Annotated in this window: 22 protein-coding genes; 7 read left to right on the top strand and 15 right to left on the bottom strand. The window is 72.3% G+C overall.

Annotated elements, in window-relative coordinates; all coding sequences use genetic code 11:
- Nucleotides 1-155: 155 nt before the first annotated feature.
- Nucleotides 156-1,628: a serine/threonine-protein kinase gene (locus AQJ64_RS35580; protein ID WP_059203315.1), complete on the top strand. Its 1,473-nt coding sequence runs from the start codon at nucleotides 156-158 to the stop codon at nucleotides 1,626-1,628.
- A gap of 11 nt (nucleotides 1,629-1,639) precedes the next feature.
- On the opposite strand, the gene AQJ64_RS35575 is transcribed toward AQJ64_RS35580, so the two are convergent.
- The 8 genes from AQJ64_RS35575 to AQJ64_RS35540 all read right to left on the bottom strand — a co-directional run bounded on the left by AQJ64_RS35575 (nucleotide 1,640) and on the right by AQJ64_RS35540 (nucleotide 13,341).
- Entirely contained in the window at nucleotides 1,640-2,458 is an 819-nt protein-coding gene (locus tag AQJ64_RS35575; protein WP_055633757.1) for a TrmH family RNA methyltransferase, read from the bottom strand.
- Between the two features lie 107 nt (nucleotides 2,459-2,565).
- Complete coding sequence (gene cobA / locus AQJ64_RS35570; RefSeq protein WP_055633756.1) at nucleotides 2,566-3,792, bottom strand: uroporphyrinogen-III C-methyltransferase; 1,227 nt, start codon at nucleotides 3,790-3,792, stop codon at nucleotides 2,566-2,568.
- Between the two features lie 152 nt (nucleotides 3,793-3,944).
- Nucleotides 3,945-8,192, bottom strand: a complete 4,248-nt coding sequence (gene cobT / locus AQJ64_RS35565; RefSeq protein ID WP_059203314.1) for a nicotinate-nucleotide--dimethylbenzimidazole phosphoribosyltransferase — start codon at nucleotides 8,190-8,192, stop codon at nucleotides 3,945-3,947.
- A 367-nt stretch (nucleotides 8,193-8,559) separates the two neighbouring features.
- Complete coding sequence (gene cbiE / locus AQJ64_RS35560; protein ID WP_055631574.1) at nucleotides 8,560-9,771, bottom strand: precorrin-6y C5,15-methyltransferase (decarboxylating) subunit CbiE; 1,212 nt, start codon at nucleotides 9,769-9,771, stop codon at nucleotides 8,560-8,562.
- A gap of 94 nt (nucleotides 9,772-9,865) precedes the next feature.
- Nucleotides 9,866-10,504: a GNAT family N-acetyltransferase gene (locus AQJ64_RS35555; RefSeq protein ID WP_055631575.1), complete on the bottom strand. Its 639-nt coding sequence runs from the start codon at nucleotides 10,502-10,504 to the stop codon at nucleotides 9,866-9,868.
- Between the two features lie 177 nt (nucleotides 10,505-10,681).
- Complete coding sequence (locus AQJ64_RS35550; RefSeq protein ID WP_055631576.1) at nucleotides 10,682-11,518, bottom strand: MetQ/NlpA family ABC transporter substrate-binding protein; 837 nt, start codon at nucleotides 11,516-11,518, stop codon at nucleotides 10,682-10,684.
- Nucleotides 11,519-11,590: 72 nt separating this feature from the next.
- Nucleotides 11,591-12,328, bottom strand: coding sequence for a methionine ABC transporter permease (locus tag AQJ64_RS35545; protein WP_055631577.1), 738 nt, complete (start codon nucleotides 12,326-12,328; stop codon nucleotides 11,591-11,593).
- The gene (locus tag AQJ64_RS35540; protein WP_055631578.1) at nucleotides 12,325-13,341 is read right to left on the bottom strand and encodes a methionine ABC transporter ATP-binding protein; all 1,017 of its coding nucleotides are present in this window, start codon (nucleotides 13,339-13,341) and stop codon (nucleotides 12,325-12,327) included. The genes AQJ64_RS35545 and AQJ64_RS35540 overlap by 4 nt, the downstream gene beginning before the upstream one ends.
- Nucleotides 13,342-13,722: 381 nt before the next feature.
- On the opposite strand from AQJ64_RS35540, the gene AQJ64_RS35535 reads away from it, so the two are divergent.
- Entirely contained in the window at nucleotides 13,723-14,082 is a 360-nt protein-coding gene (locus AQJ64_RS35535; protein WP_055631579.1) for a hypothetical protein, read from the top strand.
- A gap of 1 nt (nucleotide 14,083) precedes the next feature.
- The gene (locus AQJ64_RS35530) at nucleotides 14,084-14,500 is read left to right on the top strand and encodes a hypothetical protein (RefSeq protein WP_055631580.1); all 417 of its coding nucleotides are present in this window, start codon (nucleotides 14,084-14,086) and stop codon (nucleotides 14,498-14,500) included.
- Here the strand turns inward: AQJ64_RS35530 and AQJ64_RS35525 are convergent.
- The 3 genes from AQJ64_RS35525 to AQJ64_RS35515 all read right to left on the bottom strand — a co-directional run bounded on the left by AQJ64_RS35525 (nucleotide 14,490) and on the right by AQJ64_RS35515 (nucleotide 16,794).
- Nucleotides 14,490-14,987, bottom strand: a complete 498-nt coding sequence (locus AQJ64_RS35525) for a GNAT family N-acetyltransferase (protein ID WP_055631581.1) — start codon at nucleotides 14,985-14,987, stop codon at nucleotides 14,490-14,492. The genes AQJ64_RS35530 and AQJ64_RS35525 overlap by 11 nt on opposite strands.
- Nucleotides 14,988-15,032: 45 nt before the next feature.
- Entirely contained in the window at nucleotides 15,033-15,539 is a 507-nt protein-coding gene (locus tag AQJ64_RS35520) for a sigma-70 family RNA polymerase sigma factor (protein ID WP_055631582.1), read from the bottom strand.
- A 67-nt stretch (nucleotides 15,540-15,606) separates the two neighbouring features.
- On the bottom strand, nucleotides 15,607-16,794 hold the full coding sequence (locus AQJ64_RS35515) for a glycerophosphodiester phosphodiesterase (RefSeq protein ID WP_055631583.1): 1,188 nt from the start codon (nucleotides 16,792-16,794) through the stop codon (nucleotides 15,607-15,609).
- A 596-nt stretch (nucleotides 16,795-17,390) separates the two neighbouring features.
- On the opposite strand from AQJ64_RS35515, the gene AQJ64_RS35505 reads away from it, so the two are divergent.
- Nucleotides 17,391-18,062: a lysophospholipid acyltransferase family protein gene (locus tag AQJ64_RS35505; RefSeq protein WP_055631585.1), complete on the top strand. Its 672-nt coding sequence runs from the start codon at nucleotides 17,391-17,393 to the stop codon at nucleotides 18,060-18,062.
- A gap of 69 nt (nucleotides 18,063-18,131) precedes the next feature.
- Here AQJ64_RS35505 and AQJ64_RS35500 read toward each other — a convergent pair whose 3' ends face one another.
- From AQJ64_RS35500 to argH, 4 genes are all read right to left on the bottom strand, one after another.
- On the bottom strand, nucleotides 18,132-19,643 hold the full coding sequence (locus AQJ64_RS35500; RefSeq protein ID WP_055631586.1) for an MFS transporter: 1,512 nt from the start codon (nucleotides 19,641-19,643) through the stop codon (nucleotides 18,132-18,134).
- A complete protein-coding gene (locus tag AQJ64_RS35495) occupies nucleotides 19,640-20,206 on the bottom strand; it encodes a TetR/AcrR family transcriptional regulator (protein ID WP_055631587.1) in 567 nt (188 codons plus the stop codon). The genes AQJ64_RS35500 and AQJ64_RS35495 overlap by 4 nt, the downstream gene beginning before the upstream one ends.
- An 82-nt stretch (nucleotides 20,207-20,288) precedes the next feature.
- The gene (locus AQJ64_RS35490) at nucleotides 20,289-21,260 is read right to left on the bottom strand and encodes an aldo/keto reductase (RefSeq protein ID WP_055631588.1); all 972 of its coding nucleotides are present in this window, start codon (nucleotides 21,258-21,260) and stop codon (nucleotides 20,289-20,291) included.
- Between the two features lie 88 nt (nucleotides 21,261-21,348).
- Nucleotides 21,349-22,779: an argininosuccinate lyase gene (gene argH / locus AQJ64_RS35485; protein ID WP_055631589.1), complete on the bottom strand. Its 1,431-nt coding sequence runs from the start codon at nucleotides 22,777-22,779 to the stop codon at nucleotides 21,349-21,351.
- Between the two features lie 189 nt (nucleotides 22,780-22,968).
- On the opposite strand from argH, the gene AQJ64_RS35480 reads away from it, so the two are divergent.
- From AQJ64_RS35480 to AQJ64_RS49280, 3 genes are all read left to right on the top strand, one after another.
- On the top strand, nucleotides 22,969-23,883 hold the full coding sequence (locus AQJ64_RS35480; protein WP_055631590.1) for a hypothetical protein: 915 nt from the start codon (nucleotides 22,969-22,971) through the stop codon (nucleotides 23,881-23,883).
- Between the two features lie 110 nt (nucleotides 23,884-23,993).
- The gene (locus tag AQJ64_RS35475; RefSeq protein ID WP_055631591.1) at nucleotides 23,994-24,578 is read left to right on the top strand and encodes a pyridoxamine 5'-phosphate oxidase family protein; all 585 of its coding nucleotides are present in this window, start codon (nucleotides 23,994-23,996) and stop codon (nucleotides 24,576-24,578) included.
- 93 nt (nucleotides 24,579-24,671) lie between these two features.
- A complete protein-coding gene (locus AQJ64_RS49280) occupies nucleotides 24,672-25,169 on the top strand; it encodes a hypothetical protein (RefSeq protein WP_157880803.1) in 498 nt (165 codons plus the stop codon).
- Nucleotides 25,170-25,216 lie beyond the last annotated feature (47 nt).

The following is a 25,216-nucleotide window of genomic DNA, read 5'->3' as shown; positions in this document are numbered from 1 at the left end:
CACGGCCAAAAGGTGCCTATTCCCAGGCTCTCTGACCAGTCTTCAAGTCTTCCGCCCGGCACTGACAATCGATCGGGGCCGGAGGGCGCGGCCTCTGCGCGCGAACGGCCGTGGAAACGTAAGCTGTGCCACGTCACACGGACCGGGCAGCGGGGATGAACATGGCGATGATGCGCCTGAGGCGCGAGGACCCGCGCGTCGTCGGCTCGTTCAGGCTTCACCGACGGCTCGGCGCGGGCGGGATGGGCGTCGTCTATCTGGGCTCCGACAAGAAGGGGCAGCGCGTCGCGCTGAAGGTGATCCGGCCCGATCTGGCGGAGGACCAGGAGTTCCGCTCGCGGTTCGCGCGCGAGGTGTCGGCCGCCCGGCGGATCCGGGGCGGATGCACCGCCCGCCTGGTCGCCGCGGATCTCGAGGCCGACCGGCCGTGGTTCGCCACCCAGTACGTTCCCGGGCCCTCCCTCCACGACAAGGTCAACGACGAGGGGCCGGTCGGCGCCGCCGAGCTGGCGGCGATCGGGGCCGCGCTGTCGGAGGGGCTCGTCGCCGTCCACGAGGCCGGGGTCGTCCACCGGGATCTCAAGCCGTCCAACATCCTGCTGTCCCCCAAGGGGCCGCGGATCATCGACTTCGGCATCGCCTGGGCGACGGGGGCCTCGACGCTCACCCATGTCGGTACGGCCGTCGGCTCCCCCGGCTTCCTCGCACCCGAGCAGGTGCGGGGGGCCGCCGTCACCCCGGCCACGGACGTGTTCTCGCTCGGCGCCACGCTCGCCTACGCCTCCACGGCCGACTCCCCCTTCGGGCACGGCAGTTCCGAGGTGATGCTGTACCGCGTGGTGCACGAGGAGCCCCAGCTGCACGGCGTGGCCGACGCGCTGGCCCCACTGATCCGGGCCTGCCTGGCCAAGGACCCCGAGGAACGGCCCAGCACCCTCGATCTCTCGCTGCGGCTGAAGGAGATCGCCGCCCGCGAGGCCCAGGGGATGGGCGACGCCCGGCCGCCCGTACCGAGAGCGGCGGAGGCGGACCGGCCCACCGGGCGGCTCAGCCACTCCAGCTACCCGGAGCGCACCCTGCGTCAGCCGGGCCCGCCCGGGACCGGGGCGGGACAGGGGTCGGGGCACGGACAGGGGTCGGGGCACGGACAGGGACACGGCACCGGGCAGGGATCCGGCACCGGGGGCGGGGCCGGTACGCCTCCGCCTCGGGGTGGAGTGCCCTCCCGGGGGTCGGCTCCCTCTCGGGGTGGAGTTCCCTCACGGGGCGGCAGCGCTTCCCGGGGTGGTGGCGGTGGTGCCTCGTCGGCACGGTCCGGAAGCCGTCCCGCTCCCGCCTCGCGCGGCGGTCGTCCGGCCGGCAGCGGCAGCGGCAGCCGACCCGCGCCGCGCAGCGGGGCCGGACGGCCCGGACCCAGGAACACGGGAACCGGTCGCCGGCCCGCCAATCCACGCCTGCTGCGCCAGCGGCTGTTCGTCTTCGTGGTCGTGACGCTGCTGGTCGCGCTGGGCATCGGCATCGTCCAGGGCTGCCAGGGGCCGGCCCGAGGCCTCGGCGGCGAGGACGGCGTCGTACGGCATCAGCCACCGCACTCGCAGGGGTACGTTCCCGGGGGCGGCGCGGACTGACGGCCGGCCCCTCAGGTTCGCGGGCGGCCCGTCGCCACGGCGTAGAAGGCGACCGCGGCCGCCGCGCCCACGTTGAGGGAGTCGACGCCGTGGGACATGGGGATGCGGACCCATTCGTCGGCGGCGACCAGGGCCTGGGTGGACAGGCCGTCCCCTTCGGCGCCGAGCATCAGGGCGACCCTGTCCATCCGGTGCGGGGCGGCCTCGTCGAGGGAGCGGGCCTTCTCGTCCGGGGTGAGGGCGAGGAGGGTGAGGCCGGCCTCGCGGACCGAGTCCAGGCCCTTGGGCCAGGAGTCGAGCCGGGCGTACGGCACGGAGAAGACCGCGCCCATCGAGACCTTCACGCTGCGCCGGTAGAGGGGGTCGGCGCAGTCCGGGGAGAGCAGGACCGCGTCCATGCCGAGGGCCGCGGCCGAACGGAAGATCGCGCCGATGTTGGTGTGATCGTTGACGGATTCCATGATCACGACTCGGCGTGCGGTCTGGAGGAGTTCGGCGGCCGTCGGGAGCGGCTTGCGCTGCATGGAGGCGAGGGCGCCCCGGTGCACGTGATAGCCGGTGACGCGTTCGGCGAGCTCCGGGCTGACGGCGTAGACCGGGGCCGGGAGCTCGTCGATGACATCGCGCATGACGTCGACCCACTTGGCGGAGAGCAGCATCGAGCGCATCTCGTACCCGGCGTCCTTGGCCCGTCTGATGACCTTCTCGCCCTCCGCGATGAACAGGCCCTCGGCGGGCTCGCGCTTGCGGCGCAGCTCGACGTCGGTCAGGCCGGTGTAGTCGCGCAGGCGCGGGTCGTCGGGGTCCTCAACGGTGATGAGATCGGCCACAGGGTGATACTGCCTTGTCCTGGGTGCGGTGCCAACGGCTGTGAACGGGTTGTGTTACCCGGGGTTACGCCAAGCAGGGTCGGGCGGCGTCCGCGGGTCCGAGGTGACTAGGCGCGCGGGCCCACGGCGACCACCTCGCCGATCACGATGACCGCGGGCGGCTTGACCTCCTGGGTCCGCACCGTCTCGGCCACCGTCGCCAGGGTCGCGTCGACGCGACGCTGGGCGGCGGTCGTGCCCTCCTGGACCAGGGCCACGGGTGTGCCGGCCGGCTTGCCGTGCGCGACGAGCGTCTCGGCGATCTTCCCGATCTTGTCGACGCCCATGAGGATCACGAGGGTGCCGGTGAGCCGGGCGAGGGACGGCCAGTCGACCAGGGAGCGCTCGTCGTCGGGGGCCACATGACCGCTGACGACCGTGAACTCGTGGGCCACGCCGCGATGGGTGACCGGGATGCCGGCCGCGCCCGGGACGGAGATGGAGCTGGAGATGCCGGGGACGACCGTGCAGGGGATGCCCGCCTCGGCGAGCGCCTGGAGTTCCTCCATGCCGCGGCCGAAGACGTACGGGTCGCCGCCCTTGAGGCGGACCACCGACTTGCCCTGCTTCGCGTGCTCGATCAGCGCGTTGTTGATGGCCTCCTGGGCCATGTAACGGCCGTACGGGATCTTCGCCGCGTCGATCACCTCGACATGCGGGGGGAGTTCGGCGAGGAGGTCGCGCGGGCCGAGGCGGTCGGCGATGACGACGTCGGCCTCGGCGAGGAGACGGCGGCCGCGGACCGTGATCAGATCGGGGTCGCCGGGTCCACCGCCGACCAGGGCGACGCCGGGGGTGCGGGTGCGGTGGTGGGGGGCGACCAGCGTGCCGTCGCGCAGGCCCGCCACGACGGCGTCCCGGATGGCGGCGGTGTGGCGGGGGTCGCGGCCCTTGGCGTCCGTGGTGAGTACGGCGACGGTGACCCCCTCGCTGGTGCCGGTGGCCGGGGTCCAGGCGGTCGCCCGGTCGGCGTCGTCGGAGCGGACGCACCACACGCGGCGCGATTCGGCTTCGGCCGAGGCCCGTTCGTTGGCGGCGTGGTCGCTGGTGGCGATCAGGGCGTACCAGGCGTCCGTGAGGTCGCCTTCGGCGTAGGGGCGCCGGTGCCAGGTGAGCTCGCCCGCGTCCGCCATCGCTTCGACGGAGGGGGTTGCCTCGGGGGACACCAGGTGGATGTCCGCGCCTGCTGCGATGAGGGCGGGGAGGCGGCGCTGGGCGACCTGGCCGGCGCCGAGGACGACGACCCTGCGGCCGGTGAGGCGGAGGCCTACGGGGTAGGCGGGGTGTTCGGCCATGCGGGTGCGGCTCCCTTTGCGGCGTGGGTGGCCCTGACGTGCGGATTTTATGCGGGGGCGGGCTTCGGCGACTCAGGTGTCCAGTGACTGGGCGTCCTGGCCGCGTACACGGCCGCGGGTGGTCGCCGAGTCGCCGTGGGCCCCCTCACGACTCACTTCTCGGTGACTCCCGCCGAGTCGAAGGTCGCCACCTCGTGCATCGCCCGGGCCGTGCTCTGGACCAGCGGGAGCGCCAGGAGGGCGCCGGTGCCTTCGCCGAGACGGAGGTCGAGGTCGACCAAGGGGCGCAGACCGAGCTTGTTGAGGGCCGCCACGTGGCCCGGCTCCGCGCTGCGGTGGCCGGCGATGCAGGCCGCGAGGACCTCGGGGGCGATCGCGCGGGCGACCAGGGCCGCCGCGCCGGCGCTGACGCCGTCCAGGATCACCGGCGTCCGCAGGGACGCGCCGCCGAGGAGGAGGCCGACCATCGCCGCGTGCTCGAAACCGCCGATCGCGGCCAGGACGCCGATCGGATCGGCCGGGTCGGGCTGGTGGAGTTCGAGGGCCCGGCGGACCACCTCGGTCTTGCGGGCGAGGGTCTCGTCGTTGATGCCGGTGCCCCGGCCCGTGACCTCGGAGGGGTCCGCGCCGGTGAAGACCGAGATCAGCGCCGCCGAGGCGGTCGTGTTGGCGATGCCCATCTCGCCCGTCAGCAGGGCCTTGTTGCCGGCCGCCACCAGGTCGCGGGCGGTCTCGATGCCGACCTCGATGGCCTGCTTGGCCTCCTCGCGGGTCATCGCGGGGCCCGTGGTCATGTCGGACGTGCCGGCGCGGACCTTGCGGGGCAGCAGGCCGGGGGTCGCCGGGAGGTCGGTGGCCACGCCGACGTCCACCACACAGACCTCCGCGCCCACCTGGCTCGCGAAGGCGTTGCAGACCGCTCCCCCGCCGAGGAAGTTGGCGACCATCTGGGCCGTCACCTCCTGCGGCCAGGGGGTGACGCCCTGGGCGTGGACACCGTGGTCGCCCGCGAAGATCGCGACGGCCGCGGGCTCCGGGATCGGCGGCGGGCACTGCCGGGACAGACCCGACAGCTGTGCGGAGATGATCTCCAGCATGCCGAGCGCCCCGGCCGGCTTCGTCATCCGCTTCTGCCGCTCCCAGGCCTCGCCGAGCGCCTTGGCGTCCAGCGGGCGGACGCTGGCGACGGTCTCGCCGAGCAGGTCGTGCGGGTCCTCGCCGGGCAGCGCGCGACGGCCGTACGTCTCCTCGTGCACGACCCAGGACAGCGGGCGGCGCTTGGCCCAGCCGGCCTGCATCAGCTCGGGCTCGGGCGGGAACTCGTCGACGTAACCGACGCAGAGGTAGGCGACCACTTCGAGGTGGTCGGGCAGGCCGAGGGCGCGGACCATCTCGCGCTCGTCGAAGAAGCTGACCCAGCCGACACCGAGGCCCTCGGCGCGCGCCGCGAGCCAGAGGTTCTCGACCGCGAGCGCGGAGGAGTACGGCGCCATCTGCGGCTGGGTGTGCCGGCCCAGGGTGTGCCGGCCGCCGCGCGTCGGGTCGGCGGTGACCACGATGTTCACCGGGGTCTCGAGGATGGCCTCGATCTTCAGTTCCTTGAACTGCTTCGCCCGGCCCTTGGGGAGGGACTTGGCGTACGCGTCGCGCTGACGCATCGCCAGTTCGTGCATCGAGCGCCGCGTGTCGGCGGAGCGGATGACGACGAAGTCCCAGGGCTGCGAGTGACCGACGGAGGGCGCGGTGTGGGCGGCCTCCAGGACGCGCAGCAGCACCTCGTGCGGGATCGGGTCGCCGCGGAAGCCGTTGCGGATGTCACGGCGCTCGCGCATGACCTTCAGGACGGCCTCGCGCTCGGCATCGTCGTACGCGGGCGCGGCAGGGCCGGTGGACTCTCTGGCTTCTTCCACGGTGGCCGGGCTCTCTTCCTGGTCGGCGGCCCTGGTTTCCAGGTCCTCCGGGTTCTGCGCGACCTCGGGGTCGGGGTCGGCCTGGACGTCGGCCGCGGGCTCCGGGTCCGGGGTCGCCGGGGCGGGAGCGGGGTCGGCCGCGCGGGGGGCGGGGACGGTGGGAGCGGGAGCGGTGGGCTGCGCGGGAGTCACGAGGACGGGGGGCACCTCCGCCGGCGCCTCCGGCTGGACCTCGGCGACCGGCTCCGGCTGGACCTCGGCGGGCTGCCGGTCCTCCGTGGGGAGGGTCACGGCCCGGGGCGGGGCCGGGGCGAGGTGCGGGGCGGTCGGCACGGTGCCCTCGACCGGTACGAACGTGCCCACGGGCCGGTGCGGCTGCGGGGTGGGAGGAGCAGGGATCGCCCGGGGCTCCGCGGGAGCCTCCGCCAGGGCCGCCGCGACAGCTTCGGCCGGCGTCTCCGGCTCCGGGGTCGGCGCGGGGGCGTCCGGGAGCTGAGATGCGGTGTCCGGCTGGTGGGCGGCGGCGGGGGCGAGCGGCGGCTGGGGCACCGCCGTCTGCTCTGCGGTCGCCTCCGGCTCCGGTTCCGGCTGCGCGTCCGGGGTCGGCTCGGCGGTCGCCACCTGCTCGGGGGCCGGGTGGACCTCTGCGACGGGCTCGGGCTGCGGCTGCGGCGCCTCCGGCTCGACGAGCGGGGTCACGGAGGGTTCGGCGGGCTCTGCGGGCTGCGCCGCTTCGGCCTCGACCGGCGCGATGACCTCAACGGGTGCGGTGGGAGCCTCCACGGGCTGGGGGGCTTCGGGAGTCGCGACGGCCTCGGCGGGAGCCTCCGGCGCCGGAAGTTCGGCGGTGTGGGTGTCCTGCGTGAGCACGGGGGCGTCGGGAGCGGGGGCGGGAGACTCGTGCTCCACCGCCACGGTTTCCTGCACCGGCTCGACCGGAAGGGGAGCCTCGGCCGAGACGCTCACGGCCGGCTCGGGAGTCTGGACCGCGGTCCCGGCGGCCTGCGCCTCGACCGGCGCGGGGACCTCGACCGGTGCGGGGGCCTCGACCGGCGCGAGGGCCTCGACCGGTGCGGACGCGTCCGGCACTGCGGCCTCGTCCGGAACCGGCACCTCGGACACGGTCTCGACGGTCTCGGTCTCGACGGTCTCGGTCTCGGGTGCGGGCGCCTCGGTCGGCTGCGCCGCCTCGACGGGGCTCGCCTCCTCCGCCCGCACCACCCGGGGCTCGGGCGCCACGGGAGCCTCGACCACCTCGGGCGCGGGCACCTCCGCAACCTCGGCGACTTCGGTGGCCTCGCCGGCCCCGGCAGCCTCCGCGACCTCGGAAACGGCGTCCTCCGGAGCCTGTACGACCTCGGTCACGGCCGCGGCCTGCTCCACCTCGGCGACCGGGGGCACCTCGGCGCCACTCCCGTCCGGCACCGCGGCCGCCTCGGAAACGCTCACCTCAGGCGCCTGCGGCTCCTCGGCAGGGCCGGCCTCAGGTGCCTGCGCACCCTCCGCGACGCCCACCTCGGATGCCAGCGGCTCCCGCGCAGACGGAACCGCCGCCTCGGCGACCTCCGCCACGGTCGTCGGCTCACTGGCCCCAGGAACTTCCGCCGGTACGGCTTCCGTCGCGACCACGGCCTCGGGGAGGACCTCCGGGGCGGGCGTCACCTCGACCGGCGGCGCGGCCACCGGCTCGGCCGGCCCCGTCTCCACCACCTCGTCGGCGACATCCTGCTCGCCCTCGGCGATCAGCGCCGCTCCGAGCAGCTGGCCGGGGTCGACGACCCCGGACGCGGTCGGGGAGAACGGCACGGGCTCGACCGGCGCCGCAGGGGTCGTGGGCGTGACCTCGCCACCACCGCCACCGTTTCCGCCGTACGCGGCCTCGGCGTTGTAGGCCCCCTGCGGGGCGGTCGCGGCGATCGCCTCGGTCGCCACGCGCGCCACGACGGCTTCGGCGACTCCCAGCGAACCGGGTTCCGCAGCGGTGGCCTGGGCCGCCGCTCCCCAGGGAACGGCCCCCTGCGGAGGCATCTCGCGCAGCGGCGGAACGTCGAGGTACTCGGGGCCGGGCGCGGGCTGGACCGGGTGGCGCACGGGAGCACCGGCCGGGCCGCGGTCGGCGAGGGAGCGGACCGGGCTGGCGGAGGCGTCGGGGATCGGCGGGCCCAGGTGGAGGGGCCGGCGCGGGGCCGGCTGAGGGGGTGCGGCGGGGTTGGGCAGCCGTACGGCGCTGAGGTCGACCGAGCCGCTGTCGCGGCCGGAGAGCTCGTGCGGGCCGGGCTCGTGGACCGTCTCGACGACCGGCTCGGGCGCGGGCGGCGCCACCTCGTTGCCCCAGGCGCTCTGGGCGCCCGGCAGCAGCAACAGGTCTTCGTCCTCGGCGGTGGTCTCGGAGAGGTAGGTGTACGCGCCGTGCGCGGAGGCGCCCGGCTGTTCCACCGTGCCTGCGTTCTCCGGCAGCCCCTCGCCCGGGACCTGGCCGGTGTCGGTCATGCGTACCCCTCGCCCATCGGTTTAGTGCTCCTACGACCAGCTCACCCGGAACGGCGCACCGATCGCCCCGTAGTGAAGAACGAGCGTCCGTGCCCAGCGGCACGAACGACCGCCCGAAAAAGCGACAAAGCCATTCAGTGGCATTGTCCCGGCCGTCGCCGCCTCGCGACAGGTCGATCTCCGTCGCTCCGCTGTGGACTGCGCCACGTTGCGCGCCCTCCGGTTCTGCCGTACCACGGCTCAGCCCAAAAGGGATGTGTTTTCCGGACATTGGCCGATGAAGTGCCGGGCGAACGGAAGCGGTACGACGATCGTTCAGCCTACCGCGAGCGGTACGACAACAGGATCACGGGGAGGGCGAACCGGGTCACGTCCGGCGGTCCGGAAGAGCCCCGCTGAGCAGGAACGCGACGCTCCGCTCGGTCTCCGTCCAGACCCGTGTGTCGAGTTGTACGGACTGCACGAGGGCGCACTCGACGAGGTAGCCGTGCTCGGTGAGATCGCGGCCGACGCGTTCGGCGGCGTCGCGGGTCGCCGCGTGGGTCACGATGCGCTGCGGGCGGCGGTCGGCGACGGCCGAGACCACGGCGGCTCCCCCGCCGCCGACGCGGACGACATCCGGTTCGGGCAGGTTCTCCAGGACGTGCGGGGCGGTGCCGCGGACGATCTGGAGCTGGACGCCGTAGCGGCGGGCGGTGGCGTCGGTGCGGGCGCAGGCGTGGAGGTCGTGGTCGACGGCGAGGACGGCCGCGCCGGCCCGCGCGGCCTCGGTGGCGAAGGCGCCGCTGCCGCAGCCGATGTCCCAGACGAGGTCGCCGACGCGTGGTCCGAGCCGGGCGAGTTGGGCCGCGCGCAGCAGGTCCGACTCGCCCTCGCCGAGGTCGCCGCCGTAGGCCTCGGCGGGCAGGGCCCAGCCGCGCGGTCCGGTGCCCGGGTCGCGCCCGGCGAGCCAGCCGCCGCCGTCGCCGACGGTCGCCGGGCCGCCGATGACGATGACGACGTTGGGGTCGCGCCAGGTGTGGTCGACGGCCTTGTCGGAGGTGAGGACGCTGACCCGCTCGCGGTCGGTGCCCAGTTCCTCGCAGATCACGAAGGTGCGGTGCACGCCCTCCAGGAGCAGGCCGAGCTCGGCGGGACCGGCGCCGGGCGAGGTGAGGACGGCGACCTTGGTGTGGGCGCGGCAGACGTTGACGGCGCGGCGCAGGGTGCGCCGGTGGGCGACGACGACCTCGGCGTCGTCCCAGGGCATGCCGGCGCGGGCGAAGGCGGCGGCGACGGAGGAGACGGCCGGGACGACCTCGACCTCCAGGCCGAACTCGGGTGCGCGCAGGGTGCGTACGACGCCGAAGAAGCCCGGGTCCCCGTCGGCGAGGACGACCGCGGTGCCCCGGTGGCCGGCGATCCGGCGGGCGGCGAGGGAGACACTGCCCAGGCGGATGCGCTCGGCGGCGGGCGGGATCTCGGGCAGCGCCAGGTGGTGGGCGGCGCCGGCCACGAGCGTGGCGGCTCCGAGTGCCGAGCGGGCCGCGGCGGTCAGCGGCGAGCCGTCCCAGCCGATCACGGTGACGCGGTCGGCCATCGTCCTCAGTCTCCCGGGGGTTCACGCAGGCAGCGGGCTCCGTGAGGGTACCTGGTCGCGTGGGGCGGGCTGCCGCCCGATCACCGGCCCGGGGTCAGTTCCAGTCGGTGTACGAGGTGAAGCCGCCGCCCTCGGCGAGCTGGTCGCCGGCGCCCTCGATGTCCTCGGGCAGCAGGCTCCACACGATGTAGTCGGTGCGCACCTCGGTCCAGGTGCCGTCCTCGGCGCGGGCCCGCGCTATGCAGGCGCCCCGCAGGACCCCCTCGCTGATGCAGCCGATCTTCTGCGCGACCTGCTGGGAGGCGGTGTTGTCGGCGGCCGTGCGCAGCTCGATGCGTTCGAACTTCTGGTCGGTGAAGAGCCACTGGGCGGTGGCGAGCGCGGCCTCGGAGGCGTAGCCCTCGCCGCGGGCCCAGGAGGCGACGATGTACGACAGTTCGGTGGACCGGACGTGCCAGTCGGTCCGGGTGAGCTGGATGACGCCGACGAGCCGCTGGGTGAGGAACTCGGTGACGGCGAGGGCGAGGCCGCGTCCGGCCGTGCGTTCGTCGGGCGCGTCCTCGGTGATCCAGCGGTGGGCGGCCTGTTGGCTGTAGGGCTGCGGGACCCCTGTCCAGGCGCCGATCTGCTCGTCGTTCATCATCTCGGCCAGGGCGGGCACGTCGTCCTCGTCGAGGGGCCGCAGCACCAACCGCTCCGTGCTGATGGAGATGGTGGGGAAGGTGCTCGTCATGAAGCCGCTCCGTAGCCTTCGAAACCTCGGTGCCCGAACGGTCCCGTACCTACCGGACCGTCAGGACCCGCTGAACTGCCCAGCATGCAGCATGAAGGGGCCGAGCGGCACCACGGGGTCCCCACCCTTCGTGAGGGAGCGGACCCCGTGGGTTGCCGAGGCGACCGGCGCGGGCGGTCAGAACGCGGCGACGACGGCGCCGTCGTACTTGTCCTCGATGAACTTCTTCACCTCGGGCGAGGTGAGCAGCTTGGCGAGCTTCTGGATCCGCGGGTCGTCCTCGTTGCCCTTCTTCACGGCGAGGAAGTTGGCGTACGGGTTGTCCTGGGCGGACTCGGCGACGAGGGCGTCCTCGGCGGGGCTGAGGTCGGCCTCCAGCGCGTAGTTGCCGTTGATCACCGCGGCGTCGACGTCGGCGAGGGAGCGCGGCAGCTGGGCCGCCTCCAGCTCCTTGAACTTGAGGTTCCCGGGGTTGGCGGTGACGTCCTTGGGGGTGGCGTCGTAGCCGACGCCGGACTTCAGCTCGATCAGGCCGTTGGCCTCGAGCAGCTTCAGCGCGCGGGCCTCGTTGGTGGTGTCGTTCGGCAGGGCGACGGTGGCGCCCTTCTTCAGGTCGTCGAGCTTCTTGACGCCCTGGGAGTACAGGCCGAGCGGCTCCAGGTGCACGGTCGCACCGGGCACGGCGACGATGTCGGTGCCGTTCTTCTTGTTGAAGTCGGTGAGGTACGGCTGGTGCTGGAAGTAGTTGGCGTCGACCTCGCCCTGCTGGACGGCCGTGTTGGGGGTCACGTAGTCGGTGAACTCCTTGACCTCGAGGTCGAGGCCGGCCTTCTTGGCGAGGTTGTCCTTGATGTAGGTGAGGATCTCGCCCTGCGGGGTGGGGGTGGCCGCGACGGTCAGCTTGGCGTCGGCGTCGGTGCTGCCGGAGTCCTTGTCCGAGCCGCACGCGCCGAGTCCGAGGGTGAGGGCTCCGGCGGCGAGGACGGCGGTGGTGATCTTGGCGGTGTTACGCACGAAAAGTGCCTTTCCTAGGGGTGGTGCGGCCCCGCTGTGGGTGTGCGGGGAGTTCAGGAGTGCGGGCCGGGCTCAGGCGACCTTGCTCACATCGGCGGCGGTCGGCTCCTTCGTCTTCAGCAGCCGCAGCTTCGGGGCGGGGCCGGAGCGGCCGCCGCGGCGGTGCAGGGAGCGGGCGGCCCAGTCGCCGGCGAACTGGATGAGGGAGATGACGACGGCGAGGATCGCCACGGTGATCCACATCAGGTCGGTCTCGAAGCGCTGGTAGCCGTAGCGGATGGCGATGTCGCCGAGGCCGCCGGCGCCGACCGTGCCGGCCATGGCGGAGTACCCGATGAGGGCGACGACCGTGGTGGTCGTGGAGGAGATGAGCGAGGGCAGTGATTCGGGGACGAGGACCTTGCGGACGACGGTCCAGGTGTTGCCGCCCATCGACTGCACGGCCTCGACGAGCCCGCCGTCCACTTCGCGGACAGCCGTCTCGACGAGGCGGGCGAAGAACGGGACGGCGCCGATGGCGAGCGGCACGATGGCGGCCTCGCGGCCGATGGTCGTCCCGGTGATGGTGCGGGTGAAGCCCATCAGCGCCACCATCAGGATGATGAACGGCATCGAGCGGGCGATGTTCACGATCTGCCCGGTCACCTTGTTGGCGACGACGTTCTGGAGCAGTCCGCCCTTGTCGGTGAGGACGAGGAGGAGGCCGAGCGGGAGTCCGCCCGCGACGGCTATGAGGGTGGACCAGCCGACCATGTAGAGGGTGTCCCCACAGGCCTGCGACAGCAGCGGCTGCATTTCCGACCAGGTCACTCGGCGCCCTCCGCGAGCAGTACGTCGATCTGGAGGCCCTGTTCGCGCAGGAATCCGATCGGTACGACGTTGTCCTCGTAGCGGCCGGGCAGTTCGATGCGCATCCGGCCGATCTGGAGGCCGCCGACGGTGTCGATGGCGGCGCCGAGGATGGAGATGTCGATGTTGTAGGTGCGCGAGAGCTGGGAGATGACCGGCTGGGTGGAGCTCTCGCCGTGGAAGGTGACGTCGACCACGGTGCGGTCCTCGCCGGTGGCCTCGCCGCCGACCGGGAAGAGGGCCGCGGCCAGTTCGGAGCCGGGGGTGGCGAGCAGTTCGCCGACCGTGCCGGACTCCACGATCCGGCCGCGCTCCATCAGGGCGGCGGAGTCGCAGATCGACTTGACCACGTCCATCTCGTGCGTGATGAGCAGCACGGTGAGGCCCAGTTGCCGGTTCAGGTCGCGCAGCAGCTGGAGGATGGAGCGGGTGGTCTCCGGGTCGAGGGCGCTGGTCGCCTCGTCGGACAGCAGCACCTTGGGGTCGCCGGCGAGAGCGCGGGCGATGCCGACGCGCTGCTTCTGGCCGCCGGAGAGCTGGGCCGGGTAGGACTTCGCCTTGTCGGTGAGTCCGACCAGGTCGAGCAGGTCCAGCGCCTTGCGGGAGCGTTCCCTGCCCGAGACGCCGAGGATCTCCAGCGGGAGTTCGACGTTGTCCTGGACGGTCCGCGAGGACAGCAGGTTGAAGTGCTGGAAGACCATGCCGATCCGGCTGCGGGCCTGCCGCAGTTCCCTGCCGGCGCGCGGTCCGCGGCCGGCGAGGGCGGTGAGGTCCCGGCCGGCGACGGTGACCGTGCCGGCGGTGGGGCGCTCCAGGAGGTTGACGCAGCGGATCAGCGAGGACTTGCCGGCGCCGGACTGGCCGATGACGCCGTACACCTCGCCTTCGCGGACGTGCAGGTCGACGCCGTCCAAGGCGGTGACCTCACGGCCGCGTGAGCGGTAGACCTTGGTCAGGCCCGTGGTGGTGATCACGTGGGTTTCCGTCACTGTCGAGTGCGCGGGCGTGGGTGTGCCCGGGCGCACGGATGCGTTCGTTCAGGACGCGGCACGTCTCTGGCCGGGGCTTCCCGGAGAGAACAGGTGCGCGGAGCGGAGGCTCGGGGTGGTGCGGGGGCCCGCTAGCAGGCGCACATGCGACACATGCGACACATACAGCGCACGCCGGGCGTCAGGATCGCCTCGGTCGCAAGGGTGCGGCTGCTCGTCGTGGTCATGTGCATCAGTAAACCAGACGTACGGTACTGACGGAGAAACGCCTGTCCGCATGCTGGACAGGCGTGGACGGGCGTGGACGGGCGTGGACGGTACGGGGCCCGGCGCGGGGTGTCGATTACGGCGTAATAAGGTCGCTGCATGCTTGATGTCCTGACGCTGGTGACCGGCGTCGCCGCGCTGCTGCTCGCCGCCTGGTGCGGCTGGGCGGCCCATCGTGACCAGCCGACGAAGGACTGGCACTTCATGGGCATGGCCGTGGTCTCGGTGCTGGCGCTGATGCAGCTGGTGATCGGGATCGTGCTGCTGGCGTGGGGCCAGAAGCCGGCGCAGGGCACGACGATCTTCGTGGCGTATCTGCTGGGCGCGTTGGCGTGTGTGCCGGCGGCGGGGCTCATGTCACTGTCCGAGCGGACGCGGTGGGGGTCGGTGACGGTCGCCGCGTCGGCGGTCGTGCTCGCGGTCCTGGAAGTGCGGCTCTACGACATCTGGGGAGGCTGAGATGACGGCCGTTCAGGAGAAGCCGGCCCGGCTGATCGGCGGGCCCGGCCTGGTGCTGGTGTGGTTCTACGGCGTGATGGTCGTCGGGGCGGTGTCGCGGTCGGTGTACCAGATCGCGACGGAGTTCGACCGGGCGCCGCTGTCGTACACCCTGTCCGCCGTCGCGGGTGTGGTGTACGGGTTCATCACGTACTCGCTGGTGCGGGGCGGGGAGACGGCGCGGCGGGCGGCTCAGCTGTGCTGCGCCGCCGAACTCGCGGGCGTGCTGATCGTGGGGACGTGGACGCTGGCCGAGCCCGGGGCGTTCCCCGACTCGACCGTGTGGTCCGACTTCGGCATGGGGTATGTGTTCATTCCCGTGCTGCTGCCGCTGTCCGCCCTGTACTGGTTGCGCGCGTCCCGTACGGCTAAGCCGTAGCCGCGTATTCGCCCGCCGCCTTCTCCAGGACGATCATCGGGACGCCGTCCGTGCCCTCGGCCGTGCCCACCGTCTCGTAGCCGACCCGGCGGTAGAGGCGGAGGTTGCCCTCGCTGCGGTGGCCGGTGTGGAGGCGGAACCTCTTGGCGCCGCGCTCCTCGGAGAGGGCCGATTCGGCGGCGCGCAGGAGGCGGGCGCCGATGCCGTGGCCCTGGAGGCGGGGGTGGACGCAGAGGCGGCCGATGGAGGCGGCGCCGTCCTCGGTGATGTGACCTCGGACCGAACCGACCACCTCGTCACCGAGCCGGGCCACGTAGACGCAGTCGGAGGCGAGTTCCTCCTTGACCGAGTCCAGGGTCTGGACGAGCGGGGCGATGCGGTAGTTGCCGTACAGCGCGGCTTCGCTCTGGAAACACAGGTACTGCAGCACGAAGATCTGCTCGGCATCCTGCTCGGTCGCCACCGAGATGGTCACGCTCATGCCCATGTGCGCACGCCTCCCGCTCACCTGATCGCCTTTGGTCCTTCACTCCTATCCCCGCAGTTGGCGGGCCGCAACCTCCGGTGCAAGCAAACGCCTCAGACATCCCAGACATCTGGAACGTTCCGGGCCGATACCGCCCTGTGAGATACCCAACTCACCCGCGATCTCCTGGTAGGTGGGGTCCTCGGGAGAGAGGAACGCCTCGAGGAGACGGGAGCAGCGGCCGGGGAGGCGGTGCACCGCCTCGCGCAGGGCGCGGCGGCGGGCGGCGGCGAGGGCGAGCTGCTCGGGGCCGCGGTCGCGGTCGTCGGCCGGGTCGGTCTCGTAGGGCTGCTCGAAGCGGGTCGCGCGGCGGGTGCGGCGGACCTCCGCGCGCACGGCCCGGCGCAGCCAGCCCGGGGGGTCGAGCGGCGGGCCGTCGGTGGCGAGACGCTCCAGGAGGCGGAGCCAGACCGCCTGTTCCAGGTCGGCCGGTTCGGTGCCGGTGGCGTGGGCCTCGGCGGCGGTCTCGGCGGTGAGCAGGGGGCGCAGGTCGGTGAGCAGGTCGTGCCTCATGTGCCCGACGATGCGGCCGCGCGGGCGGCCGGTTGCCCGCGCGGCCGGATGTCACTCCAACGGGGACTCAGCCGTTGACGAAGTCCTCGCGGGCGAGGACGCCGGTGTCGGCGTTGTCGGTGAAGACACCGTCGATGCCGGTCGCGAAGTAGGTGCGGAAGGCGCCGAAGACATCGCCGTAGGCGTCCGCGTCCGTGCCCTTGCGGAAGTTCGCCGGGAGGAACGGGTTCTCGTTGCGCATGGTGTACGGGTGCAGGACCAGGCCGACGGCGTGGGCGTCCTTCACCAGGGTGGTGGGGGTGGTGAGGTTGCCGCTCGCGTCCTTCGGGATGACCAGGTCGAGGGTGGGGCCGATGCCCTGGGCGTAGCCGGCGATCTCGCGCAGGCCGGCCCGGGTGATCAGGTCGGCGACCGTGCGCGGGTCGCCCGCCTCGACGAAGTCCCAGGGGCGGGTGTTCGCGGCGGACAGCAGGACCACGAGCGGGTTGTCGACCAGCTTGTTCAGGCGCTGGATGCTGCTCGGCTCGAAGGACTGGAGGATGACCGGCGAGTGCTTGCGGTCCTTGCCGTGCTTGTGCAGCAGCTTGGCGAGCCGCTCCTCCAGGCCGAGGCCCAGCTTGCGGAAGTAGGTGGGGTGCTTGGTCTCGGGGTAGATCCAGACCTGCTTGCCGCGCTTGCGGGTCTGCTCGTCCTGCCACCTGAGGACTTCCTCGAAGGTGGGGATCTCCCAGCGGCCGTTGTAGAGCGTGTTGTGCGGGCGGTTGGCCGGGATGCGCTCGATCGCGCGCAGGGTCTTCAGCTCGGCGAGCGTGAAGTCCTCGGTGAACCAGCCGGTGGTGGAGACGCCGTCGAGGACCTTGGTGGTCCTGCGGTCGGCGAACTCCTTGTGGTCGGCGACGTCCGTGGTGCCGCCGATCTCCGGCTCGTGGCGGCAGACCAGATGGCCGTCCCTGGTGGGGACCAGGTCGCCCGCCTCGACGATGTCGGCGCCCAGGTCGAGGGCCAGCTCGTAGGAGCCGAAGGTGTGCTCGGGGCGGTAGCCGCTGGCGCCGCGGTGACCGATGATCGTCGGCACCGGGAGGCTCTGGAGCCCGCCCCTGGCGGGACGGCCGGCCTCGGTGGCGCGGGCGGTGCCGGCCAGGCCCAGGACGCTTCCCGTGGCCCCGAGCACGGCCGCGCCGAGCAGCGCCCGGCGTCCGGTCGTCCCGCCCGTGGTCCTGCGCTCGTTCGGCTCCCACGCGTCCTGCGATCCCATTGCGGCCCTCCTGCCGTCGGTCCTTCGTGCGGCCCGATCGTAGGGGCGTGGACATGACCGTCGGGAGACGTCGGCCCCAACACGCGGGTGACGGTGGATGGCAGCTGCCCGGCACGCATGTGACGGACCGTCGGCATACCCGCGCGGGGAGGGGGAAGGCGGTCGGTACCGGCTGCTGTCGTCCCGGTCGCGGACCGCGCCGACGGCTCCGGGGCCGGCCGCGAAGTGATGCAACGTACGGATCGTGCCCCGGGCGTCGCGCAGGCCGCGGGTGGCGTCCGCCTCGATGCGGGCCGAGTCCTGGCCCCCCGCCCAGCGGCGCCGGTCGCGGCGGACGAGCACCGTGGCGGCGGCGGCCAGTACGAGCACCAGTACGACGAAGGCGACGGCGATCTCCCTGGCTTCCCCCTGTTTCGCCTGCCCGCTCCCCTCGTTCCGCGCAGGTGACGGGCGGGCGACGGTGCCGCCATCCAGGTAAACGTACGTCAACAGTGCGTAAGGCCTCGGTGAACCCGATGTGCGTCACCCCGGGAGCCGCGAGTATCGTCCTCACCTGCACAGACTCATACCGTTTTCCCTTGGCATCGGAGGGCCCGTTGTCCCGCTTCGCGCTCATCAAGGCAGTGCTCGGACCGGTCATGCGCCTGATGTTCCGCCCCCGGGTCGAGGGCGTGGAGCACATCCCGGGCGACGGTCCGGTCATCCTGGCCGGCAACCACCTGACCTTCATCGACTCGATGATCCTGCCGCTCGTGTGCGACCGGCAGGTCTTCTTCATCGGCAAGGACGAGTACGTCACCGGCAAGAGCCTCAAGGGCCGGCTGATGGCCTGGTTCTTCACCGGCGTCGGCATGATCCCGGTGGACCGGGACGGCGGCCGCGGGGGTGTGGCCGCGCTCATGACCGGACGGCGGGTGCTGGAGGAGGGGAAGGTCTTCGGGATCTACCCCGAGGGGACCCGCTCCCCCGACGGCAGGCTGTACCGGGGGCGCACCGGTATCGCGCGGCTGACGCTGATGACCGGGGCGCCCGTCGTGCCGTTCGCGATGATCGGCACCGACAAGCTGCAGCCGGGTGGGGCGGGGATGCCTCGGCCCGGGCGGGTGACGGTCCGGTTCGGTGAGGCGATGGAGTTCTCCCGTTATGACGGGATGGACCGGGATCGGTATGTGCTGCGGGCGGTGACCGACTCCGTGATGACCGAGGTCATGCGGTTGTCGGGGCAGGAGTACGTGGACATGTATGCGACCAAGGCGAAGGCGGCGTAACGCCTCCGGCGGTCGGCCGTCTTTCGGGTGCGGGTGCGTTGTGGCTTGTCGCGCAGTTCCCCGCGCCCCTTAGAGGCGTTGGCCCTTCAGGAGGTACCAGGCGGCCGCCGCTGTGGCCAACAGGACCGCCGCGCCTGCGCCCGACGCCATGCTCAGGCCGCTGACGAAGGCTTCGCGGGCCGAGGTCAGCATGGCGTCCGCGTCGGCCGCGGGCATCCTCGACGCCGCCTCGACCGCGCCGCCCAGGCTCTCGTGTGCTCCCTCCGGGGTTCCCGGCGGGGACGGGAAGCCGCGGTAGACGCCGGTCACGATCGAGCCGAGTACGGCGATGCCGAGGGCCGCGCCCAGTTCGTACGCCGTTTCGGAGACCGCGGAGGCCGCTCCCGCCTGTTCCTTGGGGACCGAGGAGAGGATGACGTCGGCGGTCACCGTGAAGGAGAAGCCGGCGCCGACGCCGACCGCGAGGAGGGCCGCGCCGAGGACCGGGTAGCCGGTCGTCGTGTCGATCAGGGTCAGGGCGGCGAGCGCCAGGCCGATCGCCGCCAGGCCCCCGGTGACGACCGTCCGTACCGAGAGGCGGCGGGCCGCGCGGCCGGCGATCAGACCGGCCACCACCGCGCCCACGGCGGCGGGGAGTTCGGCGAGGCCGGCCTCCAGGGGACGCCGGCCCTGCACCAGTTGCAGGTACTGGGAGAGGAAGAAGACCAGCCCGGACATCCCGAGCACGGTCAGCATGTCGGCCAGGACCGCGCCGCTGAAGCCCCGCCTGCGGAACAGGCGCATGTCCAGCAGCGGCTCGGGCAGTGTGAGCTGACGGCGTACGAAGCCGTGCAGCGCGGCGAGGCCGAGGACGGCCACCGCCAGGGGTTGCCAGGTCAGGCCGTGGCTCGCGGCCTCCTTCACCGCGTACACGACGGCGATCACGCCGATCAGGGACAGGGCCACGCTGATCAGGTCCCAGGGGCCCGGGTCGGGGTTCCTCGACTCGGGGAGCGTCTTGATGCCGACCAGGACCAGGACCACCATCACCGGCAGGTTGATCAGGAAGGCCGAGCCCCACCAGAAGTGTTCGAGGAGGAAGCCGCCCACGATGGGGCCGACGGCGGTGCCCGCCGAGGCCGTCGCGCCCCAGATGCCGACGGCGAGGCTGCGTTCGCGGGGGTCGTGGAAGAGGTTGCGGATCAGGGCGAGGGTGGCGGGCATGAGGGTCGCGCCGGCCACGCCGAGCAGCGCGCGGGCCGCGATCATCAGCTCCGGGGTCGTCGCATAGGCGTTCAGGACGGAGATCAGGCCGAAGGCCGTGGCGCCGCCGAGGAGGATCCGCTTGCGGCCGATGCGGTCGCCGAGGCTGCCCATGGAGACCAGCAGGCCGGCGATGACGAAGGAGTAGACGTCGCCGATCCACAGCAGTTGGGTGCCGGTGGGGTGGAGGTCCTCGCTGATGTACGGGGTCGCGAGGCCGAGGACGGTCGCGTCGACGGCCACCAGCAGCACGGCGAGGACGAGGACGGAGAGCGCGAGCCAGCGGTCCGGGCGCTTCACCGCCTCGGTCGTGGTCGCCGGCTGCAGGGTGCTGGTCATGATTCCTCTCTCGGTTGTGCGGGATGGCGCAGCGCGCCGCCGAGCAGCAGCCCCACGACCATGGGGCGGAAGTCCCTGGGGGCGCCCTTTCCGGACTGCACCAGCCAGGCGCCGGAGGCCAGCAGGCCGTACAGCGCCTCGGTGAGCCAGGCGGGCGTGAGGTCGATACGGAACTCGCCGGCGAGCTGTCCGCGCCGGAACAGCGCGGAGATGCGGTCGTCGATCCGGGTCCAGCCCTGGTTCTGCTCCTCGCCCTCGAACAGCTGGTTCTCGGTGTAGAGGAAGGCGAGGAGTCCGGCGGCGGATTCGATCTCGCGCACCAGACGCTCCACGGCGTCGGCGGCCGGGCCCTCGTCCAGCCGGGCCGCGTCCAGCGCGGTCTCGCACTCCTCGATGCCGAGCGCCTCCAGGGCGCGGACGAGCGCGTCACGGCCGGCGAAGTGCCGGTGCAGGGTGGCGCGGCTGATCCCGGCGGCCTTGGCGACCTCGTCCATGGTCGCGGTGGATTTGCGGGTCAGCAGGGCGGCGGCGCTGCGGAGTACGTGGTCACGGTCGACGGCCATGAGACGATCATAGAGCATTTGAGACACCATTGTCTCACTGGGGGCATGCGTGACTCACGTGGGTGCGTGGGTCAGGTGGAGATCAGTGCCAGGGCAGGGCGGCCCGGTGGTTCCAGTACGTCTGCGGGTCCTCGGTCAGGGCCGCCAGCCGGGAGAGCTGGTCCTCGTCCAGGTCCACGACCGCCGCGTGGAGGTTGGAGGCGAGCTGGGTGGCGGTCGCCGCGCCGGAGAGGACCACGCCGGCCCACGGGGTGCGCAGGACCAGCGCGAGGGCGACCGCGTCACAGCCGAGGCCCGTCTCGGCGGCCACGGCCTTCAGGAGTTCCGGGGCGTACGGGTCGGCGAGGCGGCCGTTGGCCATGCCCTCCTTCACGATCACCGTGAGACCCGCGTCATGGGCCTCGGCGAGGGCGGGGGCGGCCGAGGTCTCCAGGGCGTTGTACGTCGACTGGACGGTACGGAAGAGGGGTTCGCCGTCGACCGTGACGGCGAGGGCGGCGCGGATCGCGTCCGCCTGGGCGGGGCCGCTGGTGGAGAAGCCGACGGTGACGCCCTGGGCGGCGGCTTCCGCGAGCCTGGCGTGGAGTTCCTTGTCGGTGAGCGCGGGGCTGTCCGGGGTCACCGAGTGGATCTGGTAGAGGTCGAGGCGGTCGCCGAGGAGGTCGGCGGTCTCGGCGCGCTGACGGTCGTACGCCTGGACGCTGTGGTCCTTGACCTCGTGCTTCTCGGCGTCGGTGGTCCAGTCGGCGGTGTAGGTGTAGCCCCATTTGCTGCCGATGACCACGTCGTCGACGGCGGGGCGGGCGCTCAGCCAGCCGGCGAGGAACTCCTCGCTGCGGCCGTAGGAGCGGGCGGCGTCGAAGTAGCGGACACCTTGGGCGTAGGCGGCGTCGAGGAGGTCGTGGGTACGGGTGCGCAGCGTCTCCACGCTGCGGTCCTCCCCCAGGTCTTCGTCCCGGCCCAGGTTGATGTAGCCGGGGCGGCCGACCGCAGCGAGGCCCAGGCCGATGTGGCAGGTGGGCGTGGTGGCTGTGGCGAGGCGGGCGAAGGGCATCGCGGGCTCCGTTCGGTCGGTCCGGTACGGCTTGCGACCAACGTAACCCGTGACGCCCTTCGCCTCAGGGGTGGTTCGTGCGGTGGGGTCAGGCCTTCTTCGCGGTCGCCCAGGCGTGCTGGGCCGCCACGTCCGCCTTCACCTCCGCCAGCTGGATCGCGACCGCGCTCGGGGCCGTGCCGCCTCGGCCGTCGCGGGAGGCCAGGGCGCCGGGGACGTTGAGGACCGTGCGCACCTCGGGGGTGAGGTGGGCGGAGATCTTCGCGAACTGGTCGTCCGTCAGTTCGTCCAGTTCCTTGTTCTCGGCCTCGGCCGCCTTGACGCACTCGCCGGCGACCTCGTGGGCGACCCGGAAGGGGACGCCCTGCTTGACCAGCCACTCGGCGATGTCGGTGGCGAGGGAGAACCCGGCCGGGGCCAGTTCCTCCATGCGCTCGCGGTGGACCGTGAGGGTGGCCATCATGCCGGTGAAGGCGGGGAGCAGGACCTCGAGCTGGTCGCAGGAGTCGAAGACCGGCTCCTTGTCCTCCTGGAGGTCCCGGTTGTAGGCGAGGGGCAGCGCCTTCAGGGTGGCCATGAGGCCGGTGAGGTTGCCGATGAGACGGCCGGACTTGCCGCGCGCCAGCTCGGCGATGTCCGGGTTCTTCTTCTGCGGCATGATCGAGGAGCCGGTGGAGAAGGCGTCGTGCAGGGTCACGAAGGAGAACTCCTTCGTGTTCCAGATGATGACCTCCTCGGCGATCCGGGAGAGGTTCACGCCGATCATCGCCGTGATGAAGGCGAACTCCGCCACGAAGTCACGGGAGGCCGTGCCGTCGATGGAGTTGCCGACGCTGCCGTGCTCGAAGCCGAGGTCCGCCGCGACCGCCTCCGGATCCAGGCCGAGGGAGGAGCCGGCGAGGGCGCCCGAGCCGTACGGCGACACGGCCGTGCGCGCGTCCCACTGGCGCAGGCGTTCGGCGTCCCGGGAGAGGGACTGGACGTGGGCCAGGACATGGTGGGCGAAGAGGACCGGCTGGGCGTGCTGGAGGTGGGTGCGGCCGGGCATCGCCACGTCCGGGTGGGCCTCGGCCAGGCCGACGAGGGCGTCCTGGAGGTCGGCGACCAGGCCGCCGATGATCCGGGCGTGGTCACGCAGGTACATGCGGAAGAGGGTGGCGACCTGGTCGTTGCGGGAGCGGCCGGCGCGCAGCTTGCCGCCGAGGTCGGGGCCGAGGCGCTCCAGGAGGCCGCGCTCCAGGGCGGTGTGGACGTCCTCGTCGGCGATGGTGCCCACGAAGGTGCCGGCGGCGACGTCGGCCTCCAGCCGGTCGAGGCCCGCGATCATGCGGGTCAGCTCGTCCTCGGTGAGCAGGTTCGCCTTGTGCAGCACGCGCGCGTGGGCACGCGAACCGGCGATGTCGTAGGGCGCGAGCCGCCAGTCGAAGTGGACGGACGCGGACAGCTTGGCCAGGGCCTCGGCGGGACCGTCGGCGAACCGGCCGCCCCAGAGCCGGACGTCACCGCTGTTGCTGCTCACTGCGTTGCTCCTCACCGCTGCACTCAAGGTCATGCATGAGTATGCAGTCCATTGCATGATTCGTCAATTTTGGGAAGTTCCCAAGACTTTTGAAGTCACCTTGAACAACCGCAACCGCTTACCCGTACTCACGGCTGAACGCTGGCGCCGCGTTTGTAAACCCACTCCTGACCCAAGTGAGGCATCCGCATGTCCAGGGCTCTTCCCAAGTACAACAAGCGTCGTGTGGCGATCATCGGCGGCGCCGCCGCTCTGGCCCTGACCGGTGCGGTGGTCGTCAACCAGGCCCTCGCCGGCGAGTCGTCCAAGGACAGCACCACGAACGCCAACACGCTCGCCGCCTCCGGCCCCGGCACGATCACGTGCCCGGACGTCGCGTCGCAGCTCCCGGAGATCCCCGCCTCCGCCCAGGCCGAGGTCGACCGCAACCTCACCCTGCTCCAGACGCAGATCGACGAGGCCAACCAGCGCCTGATCGACACCGTGGGCCAGGGTGGCGCGAACTTCGTGAACAACGCGATCCTCGGCCCGCTGGAGGACAAGCGGATCGCCACCGTGAACCGCATCGCCACCGCGATCGGCCGCACCGCCGACAAGCCCCAGGGGCTGGAGGCGCTCGCACCCTGCACCCTCAACGCGGACGGCGTGGCCGCCGGGAACGAGGCGGGCGACGAGGCCGGGAACGAAGCCGGCGCCGAGGACAACGCGGGTGCGACCGAGACCCCTGCCGACAACGCGGGCGACGGCGCGCAGGACATGGGCAACGACGCGGGCGCGGGCGCCGAGGACAACGCCGCCGACGCGAACGGTGTCGGCACGATCACCTGCCCGGACGTCGCCTCGCAGCTCCCGGAGATCCCCGCCCGCGCCCAGGCCGAGGTCGACCGCAACCTCACCCTGCTCCAGACGCAGATCGACGAGGCCAACCAGCGCCTGATCGACACCGTGGGCCAGGGTGGCGCGAACTTCGTGAACAACGCGATCCTCGGCCCGCTGAAGGACAAGCGTGTCTCCACGATCGACCGCATCGCCATCTCCATCGGCCGCGCCGGCACCAAGCCGCAGGGCCTGGAGGTCCTGGCCGCCTGCACGTTGAACAAGTGACGTGACAGGCGCGGTGGCCGCCCCGAGGAAGCGCCGGCCGGGGCGGCCGCTGCGGCTTGTGCAGGCATACCGCTTTCCCGAACGAATGCTTTCCCGAATAATCGTTAGACATGGGAAAGACCTATGAGCGCATCGACGGCAGGCTCCGCACCTTCATCGAGGAGCAGCCGCTCTTCTTCACCGCGACCGCTCCGCTGTCCGGCGACGGCACGGTCAACCTCTCCCCCAAGGGCCTCAAGGGCTCGTTCGCGGTGATCGACGAACTCACCGTGGCCTACCTCGACTTCGCCGGATCCAACGCGGAGACCGTCGCGCATCTGCGGGAGAACGGGCGGATCACCCTGATGTGGTGCGCGTTCCAGGGGCCGCCGAACATCGTGCGGGTGCACGGCCGGGGCGAGCCCGTGTTCCGGGACGATCCCCGCTTCAAGGAACTCCTTCGCCACTTCCCCGGTATCGACCCGACGCCGCACGGACTGCGGGCGGTCATCGTCGTCCACGCCGAACTGGTCCGGGACACCTGCGGATACGCGGTGCCCTTCATGGCGTACGAACAGGACCGGGATCTGCACGGGAAGCGGTTCGCGCGGGAGGACGACGCCTCGCTGGACGCCTACTTCGGCAAGAAGGAGTACATCGCGAGCAGCATCGACGGCCTTCCCGGGCTGCCGCTGCCGCTGCCGCCGACTCCGTGAACATGTCCGGTTCACATGATTTGACCGACTGTCTCGTACTGCGTCGTCGAACGGCAGCTGGACCGGACCGCCCGTACCGAGTCGGCCCAGGCGATGACCGACACCACCCGGCCCCCCTGGACGCCACGGCGGCGCAGCTCGAGGACGACATCACCGTCCGCCGGCTCCTCCAGGGCCGCTCGCCCGCCCTCGACCTCGAACGGCCGCGGCACCCTGGCGCTGCTGTTCCAGTTCACCGGCACCAGCGGGATCCTGTCGCCGCCGGACAGCCCGGACAGCCCGGACGCCCCCGAGGCCGGCGCCTTCGAGCGGATGCCCGGCAACCGGATCGCCGATCTGCGCAGGCTGTTCGACTTCCGTGAGGCCGGACGCGCGGACCTCGGGGTGACGGACGCGCAGGCCAGTGTCGCCAAGCGCGTCGGCACCCTGCTGGTCAACCCGCCGGCCAAGCCGCCGCTCGGCTCCTTCGGCGGACGCGGGACCACCCCCCGACGACATCGAGCGCAACCTCGCCCTCCGCGACCTCACCCGGAGCACCATGCTGCGGCTCGCCTCGGGGCAGCAGATGGCCAAGCAAAGCCGTTGGGCTGAGGCGGTTCGTCGCCGGGTGCGGGTGGTCCGGGGCTGATCGCGCCCAC

Origin of the sequence: Streptomyces griseoruber, assembly GCF_001514205.1 — a bacterium.
GTDB lineage: Bacteria > Actinomycetota > Actinomycetes > Streptomycetales > Streptomycetaceae > Streptomyces > Streptomyces griseoruber.
The sequence above is the reverse complement of the archived record's forward strand: the minus strand, read 5'-3'. Positions and strand labels throughout refer to the sequence as shown.

Coding starts and splice junctions, on each gene's coding strand:
- AQJ64_RS35580 (WP_059203315.1), top strand. CDS start 156: ATGAACATGGCGATGATGCGCCTGAGGCGCGAGGACCCGCGCGTCGTC.
- cobA (WP_055633756.1), bottom strand. CDS start 3,792: ATGGCCGAACACCCCGCCTACCCCGTAGGCCTCCGCCTCACCGGCCGC.
- cobT (WP_059203314.1), bottom strand. CDS start 8,192: ATGACCGACACCGGCCAGGTCCCGGGCGAGGGGCTGCCGGAGAACGCA.
- cbiE (WP_055631574.1), bottom strand. CDS start 9,771: ATGGCCGACCGCGTCACCGTGATCGGCTGGGACGGCTCGCCGCTGACC.
- AQJ64_RS35555 (WP_055631575.1), bottom strand. CDS start 10,504: ATGACGAGCACCTTCCCCACCATCTCCATCAGCACGGAGCGGTTGGTG.
- AQJ64_RS35535 (WP_055631579.1), top strand. CDS start 13,723: ATGCTTGATGTCCTGACGCTGGTGACCGGCGTCGCCGCGCTGCTGCTC.
- AQJ64_RS35530 (WP_055631580.1), top strand. CDS start 14,084: ATGACGGCCGTTCAGGAGAAGCCGGCCCGGCTGATCGGCGGGCCCGGC.
- AQJ64_RS35525 (WP_055631581.1), bottom strand. CDS start 14,987: ATGGGCATGAGCGTGACCATCTCGGTGGCGACCGAGCAGGATGCCGAG.
- AQJ64_RS35520 (WP_055631582.1), bottom strand. CDS start 15,539: ATGAGGCACGACCTGCTCACCGACCTGCGCCCCCTGCTCACCGCCGAG.
- AQJ64_RS35515 (WP_055631583.1), bottom strand. CDS start 16,794: ATGGGATCGCAGGACGCGTGGGAGCCGAACGAGCGCAGGACCACGGGC.
- AQJ64_RS35500 (WP_055631586.1), bottom strand. CDS start 19,643: ATGACCAGCACCCTGCAGCCGGCGACCACGACCGAGGCGGTGAAGCGC.
- AQJ64_RS35495 (WP_055631587.1), bottom strand. CDS start 20,206: ATGGCCGTCGACCGTGACCACGTACTCCGCAGCGCCGCCGCCCTGCTG.
- AQJ64_RS35490 (WP_055631588.1), bottom strand. CDS start 21,260: ATGCCCTTCGCCCGCCTCGCCACAGCCACCACGCCCACCTGCCACATC.
- AQJ64_RS35480 (WP_055631590.1), top strand. CDS start 22,969: ATGTCCAGGGCTCTTCCCAAGTACAACAAGCGTCGTGTGGCGATCATC.
- AQJ64_RS35475 (WP_055631591.1), top strand. CDS start 23,994: ATGGGAAAGACCTATGAGCGCATCGACGGCAGGCTCCGCACCTTCATC.
- AQJ64_RS49280 (WP_157880803.1), top strand. CDS start 24,672: ATGACCGACACCACCCGGCCCCCCTGGACGCCACGGCGGCGCAGCTCG.